The sequence below is a fragment of the Paenibacillus sp. Y930 genome (assembly GCF_056786375.1).
On record NZ_JBXCIX010000018.1, the window covers coordinates 1 to 7,320 of the forward strand.

The 7,320-nt window shown below is 35.8% G+C and carries 9 protein-coding genes; 8 read left to right on the top strand and 1 reads right to left on the bottom strand.

Annotation, left to right across the window (positions count from 1 at the left end):
- Positions 1-307: 307 nt before the first annotated feature.
- The 5 genes from AC1TO5_RS20975 (at position 308) to AC1TO5_RS20995 (ending at position 3,895) form a co-directional block, all read left to right on the top strand.
- The gene (locus AC1TO5_RS20975; RefSeq protein ID WP_482064784.1) at positions 308-814 is read left to right on the top strand and encodes a P-loop nucleotide/nucleoside kinase family protein; all 507 of its coding nucleotides are present in this window, start codon (positions 308-310) and stop codon (positions 812-814) included.
- A gap of 264 nt (positions 815-1,078) precedes the next feature.
- Positions 1,079-1,615, top strand: coding sequence for a histidine phosphatase family protein (locus AC1TO5_RS20980; protein WP_482064785.1), 537 nt, complete (start codon positions 1,079-1,081; stop codon positions 1,613-1,615).
- A gap of 171 nt (positions 1,616-1,786) precedes the next feature.
- Positions 1,787-2,554 (top strand): nucleotidyltransferase domain-containing protein, encoded by a 768-nt coding sequence (locus AC1TO5_RS20985; protein ID WP_482064786.1) that lies wholly within the window; start codon positions 1,787-1,789, stop codon positions 2,552-2,554.
- A 92-nt stretch (positions 2,555-2,646) separates the two neighbouring features.
- Positions 2,647-2,967 carry a transposase gene (locus AC1TO5_RS20990; RefSeq protein ID WP_482064787.1) on the top strand — a complete coding sequence of 107 codons (321 nt, stop codon included), beginning with the start codon at positions 2,647-2,649 and terminating at the stop codon, positions 2,965-2,967.
- Positions 2,968-3,007: 40 nt separating this feature from the next.
- Positions 3,008-3,895, top strand: a complete 888-nt coding sequence (locus AC1TO5_RS20995) for an IS3 family transposase (protein WP_482064791.1) — start codon at positions 3,008-3,010, stop codon at positions 3,893-3,895.
- Positions 3,896-4,104: 209 nt separating this feature from the next.
- On the opposite strand, the gene AC1TO5_RS21000 is transcribed toward AC1TO5_RS20995, so the two are convergent.
- A complete protein-coding gene (locus AC1TO5_RS21000) occupies positions 4,105-4,710 on the bottom strand; it encodes a hypothetical protein (protein WP_482064788.1) in 606 nt (201 codons plus the stop codon).
- A 204-nt stretch (positions 4,711-4,914) separates the two neighbouring features.
- On the opposite strand from AC1TO5_RS21000, the gene AC1TO5_RS21005 reads away from it, so the two are divergent.
- From AC1TO5_RS21005 to AC1TO5_RS21015, 3 genes are all read left to right on the top strand, one after another.
- The gene (locus AC1TO5_RS21005) at positions 4,915-5,598 is read left to right on the top strand and encodes a hypothetical protein (RefSeq protein ID WP_482064789.1); all 684 of its coding nucleotides are present in this window, start codon (positions 4,915-4,917) and stop codon (positions 5,596-5,598) included.
- A 125-nt stretch (positions 5,599-5,723) separates the two neighbouring features.
- Positions 5,724-6,053, top strand: coding sequence for a DUF3139 domain-containing protein (locus AC1TO5_RS21010; protein ID WP_482064790.1), 330 nt, complete (start codon positions 5,724-5,726; stop codon positions 6,051-6,053).
- A gap of 569 nt (positions 6,054-6,622) precedes the next feature.
- Complete coding sequence (locus tag AC1TO5_RS21015; RefSeq protein WP_482064792.1) at positions 6,623-7,138, top strand: VanZ family protein; 516 nt, start codon at positions 6,623-6,625, stop codon at positions 7,136-7,138.
- The last annotated feature ends 182 nt before the right edge of the window (positions 7,139-7,320 follow it).

Sequence of the window (7,320 nt, forward strand, 5' to 3'; positions counted from 1 at the left end):
AAATCAGTTAGGAGCAGAAATTCATTTTGATCTCTATGCAAATCCATATAAATCTGATTTTGAATAATATTAATATTTTAGTTTTACAGAGAAGGCGGGGACATCTTATAACACAGTATTCAAGCGGCGGCTGCGCCTTGGTCACTTTGAGGCTTTTGACAGGGGAGTAATTTCAATGACAACTTGCTACGCAAGTTCGTGAATACCTGAACGTTATATGAAATCAGCGCAAATACGAAAAACAAATGTAAGTCCTTATAGATTAAGATAAAGGGCGGTTATCGTTTTAATAAAAGGAGTCGATTTAATGCTATATATATTTAGCGGGTTACCAGGCACCGGTAAAACTACGTTATCATCAGCGTTAGCTAGAGAACTAAAGGCTACGTATCTCCGAGCCGATGTCGTTGAGCAGGCTATGAGGAATTCCGGCCAAAATATCGAAGGACCTGAAGGTTACATCGTATGTTATGCAATTGCTTCGCAGAATCTCCAGTTAGGTTTAGACGTAATTGCAGATACAGTTAATCCCATCCAAATAACGCGCCAGGCTTGGCGTAACGTGGCGGAATCTCTTGAAACTCCATATGTTGAAATTGAAGTGGTCTGTTCTGACAATCGTGAACATAGACGTCGAGTCGAAACGCGTGCTGCAGATATTCCCGGCTTTGTTCTACCAACATGGGAACAGGTCAGGAATCGACAGTACGATTTATGGGACCGAGATCATATTGTCATCGACACAGCTGATCAAACTGTGGAAGAAAGTTTGTTGACATTATGTAAACAGTTGGAACGAGATCGTAGAAGATAGTCAGATTTATTAATAAGAAATGATAGAAGAAACTTGGAAGTATTTCGTAGAAGTCGCTGACATCCTATAACAATGTGTTCACGCTTCGGCGGACAAGCCGCCTCGGTCCCGGAAGATAAGTCGAGGAAGTAGAAGCCGGGACACATCCGCACCACCCAACCGCATCGCGGCCGGACCTAAAGGTCCTTAGGGTGGTGGGACGTCGTGAACACGGAAACGTTATATGAAATATGACGAGAGAATATAAAATCAGGAGAAAAATGCATGAAAATAGGATTAGTCAGACATTTCAGGGTAGTGGATATTACGAAAATCCTTTGGATGACATCATCAGAATTCAATAGTTGGGTCGAATACTATGATCAATGTGATATTGAAAGTGCAGAATTTATAGGGGAAATAGATTGGGAGCATTGTTATTCAAGTGATCAATCTAGGGCATTAAAAACAGCTGAACTAATTTTTAATGATAAGATAACTACAACAAACTTATTACGAGAAATAAACATTAAAGCAGTTGTTAAAACTAAATTCAAATTACATCGTTCATTTTGGTTAATCTTCGGTAGAGTAGGTTGGTTGTTAAACCATTTCACACAGGAAAGTAAAAAAGACAGTTTATTAAGGGCAAAAAAAGTAATTGATGAAATCGAATTAAATAATAATAAGACCACACTAGTTGTTACTCACGGAGCATTTATGACAGTTTTAAGAAACGAACTGAAAAGAAGAGGCTATATAGGTGAAAAATTTTTAAAACCACTAAATGGTAAGGTTTACTTATTTGAAAGAGACTTTTGATAGTAACTCTGGAAGTGGCATACTTCATATAACACAGTATTCACGCTGCGGCTACGCCTTGGTCATATTGATGCTTTTGGCAGAGTTGTAGATTCAGTGACAACTTGCTACGCAAGTTCGTGAATACCTGAACGTTAGCCGAAAGAAGTTCTTAGTTTAGGAGGAGTCTATATGATATTAGAAAAAGTTATAAATAGAATTGTTATACAAAGTGAATATAAGGATTTTGTTGATAAGTATATAGATAATATACTTACCGAATTTAAAGGTAAGATTCATAGCATTTATATGTGTGGCTCGATTCCAAAAGGAACTGCTAAACCTTTTAAGTCAGATGCAGACTTTACTATTGTATGTGTAAATCCCAAAGATATTGATTACGAAAGATTGTCAAATATTAAAGACAGGCTTTTGGAAGAATATCCAGTAGTAACTAAGATTGATACGATAATTTGCTCGATTGACGATGTATTAAGTAAACCGAATGAGTGGGGTTTTTGGGTTAAGATAATTTGTGTTTGCATATATGGTCATGACGTTGGTGAAAAAGTACCACCGATAATTATTTCTCCAGAGTTCATTTTAGACTTAAATACAGAGACCAAGGAGGAAGTAGATCGTATACATAGTTTACTTTCTAATGCTAGTGATAACACAATGAAAACTAGATATATTAAAGGTTATTCAAAGAGATTAATTCGTGCATTATACTCTTTGGTTTTAGAAGATACAGGTGTATGGCAAGATGATATTATTAAGATGAAAAATGCCATATTAAACCATTGCGAGATTGACTCCGCTTTAGTTGATTATCTGTATGCTTGTTACTTGGATAGTAATGTACTTGTTGAAGAGTTTCTGGGAATTGCAGATGAAGTATATAGCTTTTTTGAGAACGCCTTAAATACAATGGCTGCTTCCAGAACATCCTTCGGCTAACACCATATTGACGCTCCGGGTCACTCTGAGAAGCGAGTGACCACATCCAGCCCCTTAATCCGATACAATATTAGTAGACGGAGGGGAACGTTATGAAGCGAGTACAGTATGATCTTGAATTTAAGTTAGAGATCCTTAGAAAAGGAAAAGAGATGGGCAATATCACAGCCGTAGCCAGACAGCATGAATTGGATCCTAAGATGGTGCTGCGATGGGCTAAACAACTGAATCGTAAAGATGTGGATACGTTAGATGGAGCCAATAAAAGACAAGCTGCATTTATCCCCACCTCTGATGATTACAAACAGCTGGAGCATGAGAACGAAAAACTGAAGAAGCTACTTGCGGAACAAGCTCTGGAAAGAGAAATTCTCAAAGACCTACTAAAAAAACGAACCCAAGCTTGCGGATAAAATAGAAATTGCACATAAATATATCGTTTGCGGACACAGCATCTCCTTTGTGCTGCGTGTAGTGGAAGTCGAGCGATCTACGTACTATGCCCATGTGAACAAAGCTGAATGTAAACCTACCCACAGGGCCGGTCGCCCCGCACCTGGTTACTCCTATACGAAAGCTGGAGAACGTGTCAGTGATGAACAGATCTGTGAATGGCTCATGGAGCTCCTTGCTGGTGAATGTGAGGCCTGCGGTTATCGTAAGCTCACCATACACTTGAGAAGGGATCACCATCTGGTGATCAACAAGAAGAAGGTCTACCGATTATGTAAGAAGATGAATGTCCTTCGTCCGCAACGTAAGCTACTCGTAAAGTATCCTAGAGTCCTGGCTAACAATCGGATAATCACAGGATCCAATCAGCTCAGGGAAACCGATATCAAGTATGGCTGGATCGATGGAGAACATCGTTTTTTCTTCATCATGTGTATCATAGATGTGTTTGACCGTGCCATCATTGCTTACCATATCGGATTGACATGTGAAGCCAAACACTTGGTTCAAATCACGCAGGAAGCGCTGAGAAAGCGGATGCTCATTAGCAAGGAAAACAAGCCTGTTATACGTTCTGACAATGGTCCACAGTTCATTAGCCATCTATTTGAAAAAGCTTGTGTCTCTAACGGAATGATCCATGAGCGCATACCACCAAAGACGCCAAATAAGAATGCACACATCGAATCTTTTCATTCTATATTGGAGTTGGAATGTTACCGACGCAATGAATTTGAGACTTATCCGCAGACGTACATGATTGTGACTGCATTTATTCAATATTACAATCAAAGACGAATCCATGGTAGCATCTATGATCTATCTCCCTATGAATATATGGATTCGATAGAGATGCAGCTATTAAAACCAAAGCATATTAAAGTCTAAATCTCTAAACCGAAGGAAAATAGAGCAATTCGTAGCTATTCTAAGTGAGCAATTGGGTAAGAGGTGTTGTGTCCTGTATAAGGGAGTTTAACCGGTTAGCCACGGACCAATGAAGAACTTTTTAAGTTCACATACAGAAGAAACGAAGTCCAGTCATAAAGGGGTAGAATATTATTTCTAAGCTCATTCAAGAGTGCTTCATTATTCATTTAACTTTCCCCTGTGTATCTTATCGTTTCAATAACTTTTAATAGTAGAGGAAGAAATTTTCCCTTCTCTTTTTCGAAATAAGAAACTCGAATTTGATACTGTTTTTCATCTTGTTCAAATATAAAATAATCTCGCATATGTTCGTAACTTGTTTCAGAAGCTACATACTCATAATAAGGAATAAGGTCTTCGTTCTGTAAAGTGAACTCTTCAACATCATTATTGTATAAATCAATGCTCATCGTACCAAACTCACCGATAATTGACCACTCCGTACCATCTTCAAATTGGATTACTTCCATGCTATCAGGGAGATAAAAACCAAATGGCCTGACGCGATCTTTAGAAAACGTTGTATTCAGTTGTTGATTATCCAATTCTATTGTGATAACTTCTGATTCATTGTATACAGGAATGGGACTGAATAAATGAATTTTCTCCTCAGGTTCTTGCTCCTCAACTTCTTCAACAGGCTCTTCAGATACAGTTGGAAGAGGAGACGAGGATTCAGTAGGAGTTGGCGTAGGTGAAGTAGATGGAGCATTGTTGTTCGTACATGCGGTTAGAAGTAATACACATAATAAAAGAGTAATTTTGAACTTCAAATTAACACCTCCAAAATTAATAGAAAAAATTGTTAATTTTAGTGTAGCACAGGAGAACTCATTAAGTATATTGCGTAACGCAACGTCATATGGTATTTGAGTTTGTTCAAACATATCAAATTTCTACGTAAGTCCAATCGCAACTAATACCTATAAAGTAACGCCATACTATATATGGAAAAATATAGTATGGGAGATTTTGTGATGGGAAAAAATATTTTAATTTTAATTTTTGTTTTAATCATTTCAGGATGTGGAACTATGAAAAGTGAGGAAAAACAAGCGCTTGTAAGCGTTTCAGATTCTTCTAAGTTAGAGTTAGTTAGTCTCGATGAAATTAGTGTGTTTGGTGATAAAGTTTCGAATGACTTATATACAGAAGTTATAGTGAAAAATGATAAAAATGAAATGAAATTTTCTTGGTCTAATGTAACAAACAAAACCTATTACCCTCAATTGATAATAGATGATGTAAATAATGATCAGAAGGATGAAATAATAATCATACTTACAAAATCATATGGAACAGGATTACATCAACAAGAAATTCATATCCTTAATAAAGATAATTTGAATGAATTTACAATTGAAGATGCTGAAGAATTTATAAAGAATAATGAAAAATCAGAAATCATTCATGTAGATGGGAAAGTTAAAATAGTACTACACATTGGTAAGGAGAGCTTCGAAAAAAGTTATGATGAATCAATTGTGGAACAATGGAATGAAGAAATTGGATTTGGGGATATAATCGAATACGAGGTAATAAATCATAAACTTATAGCTATATTGGCAGGGAGTATATCTCCTGTTGAATATGCTCTATCAGTAAAGTTAACATACAATGATGAACTGAAAATACAAGAAGTTAAGATAGAAAGTGAATAAAAAATAAGTGGTTAAATATGGTAAATCTGCTTCAAGCTCAATTAAAGGTAAGGTTAATAGAACTTTATGTTAATACGTAGTTACGAAGGGCGGGGCGAAAACTGAACAAAACTAAAAAAAAAACTATGATTGTGATTCTTTTGGTTATATTAATAGGACTAATCGTTACCCCTTATATATATATTCAAATAAATAAAAATTTTTATGATAACAGAGTAACGAATTACCTTATTGAAGAAAAAGGTTACAAAGCGGAGGAAATACAGTCTGTTAAGGGAGTGTGGGGTATTAAACTACCTGCTTTTTATGCTGTAGTTGTTTTTAATGATGAACCCTTTGTTGAATATATCTATTTCGCACACAATACTGTACATCAATTTGAATACAGACTTTCAGATGAGGGAAAACAAAAAAGGATTACCGAAGCTGATTTGAAGCATTACGTGCCCAATTAACAAAACTTCTTATATCATAGTTTCAAAGAAAGATTAAAAACTTACCTCTACTTATTTCCCTGAAGATTGATTCAACTAACGGGACACGGTAATGCAGGCGTTTATATGAGACAGCTCTTGAAGCAACGGGAAGATTAACACAACTTTATATAAGCAAAGACGTCTTGTTATGAAAGGGGTTGAAACGGAGATGACTATGAGAAAGAAACTTAATACCTATTCCATTTTTTTCTCGATATTATGTTGGGTAAGTTTCTATCTATCGGGATTCACTTCTATCTTTCCTATTAACGGCCATATAATAACACTTTGGATGTCTATATTTTCCTTACTTATAAGTGTCTACGGACTTGGTGGTATTAGTAATTGGAAAACAGCTTCAGGCTCGCTTCTCTCGATACTATTAAGTGGATTATTGGTAGTTTTAGAATTACTACTGTGGGTATTTTCAATGTTTGTATCATTAAGCTAAGTGTAGGATAGTTTAATGACATCATCGAATACCTAATGTCACGGCAATATGACTGGGGGATATAATTTCAATGGACAACTTTATAATATATTGGAGAATGTTCAGCAAGTACCTTCCTTTTGTTTTGATTACATTGATCACTATTTCTATTGTGTTTGCTTTTATTTATTACAGAAGAAAAAAGAGTGGAGATCAAATAAATGCTATTAGAACGACAATGAGTGAATTGGCTATTTCATTCGTTATGATAGGCATACTGTTTGTATCACTCCTACCATCGAACAGCTATCTAACTTTTCAATACAGCATTAAAGTACACTTAATTCCTCTACTAACAGGGGATCTGGAGTATCTAATCAATGTAGGCATGTATCTTATTTTTATTTTTTTCGTGACATTACACAGGAAATCAAAAAACTTAAATCCAATTTTATTTGGCATGATATTTTCATTATTTATTGAGAGCATACAATTTTTATTGCCAATGGGTAGAATTGCAAGTGTTACAGACGTTATATTGAATTCAATGGGATCAATAATAGGATTCTGCATCGCAAAAACAATAATGTATGGAATCAAGATAGAGTCAAATCTACGTCCGATAAATGAGTGAAATTACGGGAGTAACTAAAAAAGGTAGCTTAGTTAGCAATGTGTTACGCTAACGGGCAGATTAGTTGAGAACCATAATCTGTTTGAAAATTTTACAGAAAAATTTACAGCATTGTTATCGTTATGATGACGTGACACTATAGAAATATAAAGATAAGACAAGAGAGGTTACTCAATACCAAG

Coding starts and splice junctions, on each gene's coding strand:
- AC1TO5_RS21005 (WP_482064789.1), top strand. CDS start 4,915: ATGGGAAAAAATATTTTAATTTTAATTTTTGTTTTAATCATTTCAGGA.
- AC1TO5_RS20980 (WP_482064785.1), top strand. CDS start 1,079: ATGAAAATAGGATTAGTCAGACATTTCAGGGTAGTGGATATTACGAAA.
- AC1TO5_RS21015 (WP_482064792.1), top strand. CDS start 6,623: ATGTTCAGCAAGTACCTTCCTTTTGTTTTGATTACATTGATCACTATT.
- AC1TO5_RS20990 (WP_482064787.1), top strand. CDS start 2,647: ATGAAGCGAGTACAGTATGATCTTGAATTTAAGTTAGAGATCCTTAGA.
- AC1TO5_RS20985 (WP_482064786.1), top strand. CDS start 1,787: ATGATATTAGAAAAAGTTATAAATAGAATTGTTATACAAAGTGAATAT.
- AC1TO5_RS20975 (WP_482064784.1), top strand. CDS start 308: ATGCTATATATATTTAGCGGGTTACCAGGCACCGGTAAAACTACGTTA.
- AC1TO5_RS21010 (WP_482064790.1), top strand. CDS start 5,724: ATGATTGTGATTCTTTTGGTTATATTAATAGGACTAATCGTTACCCCT.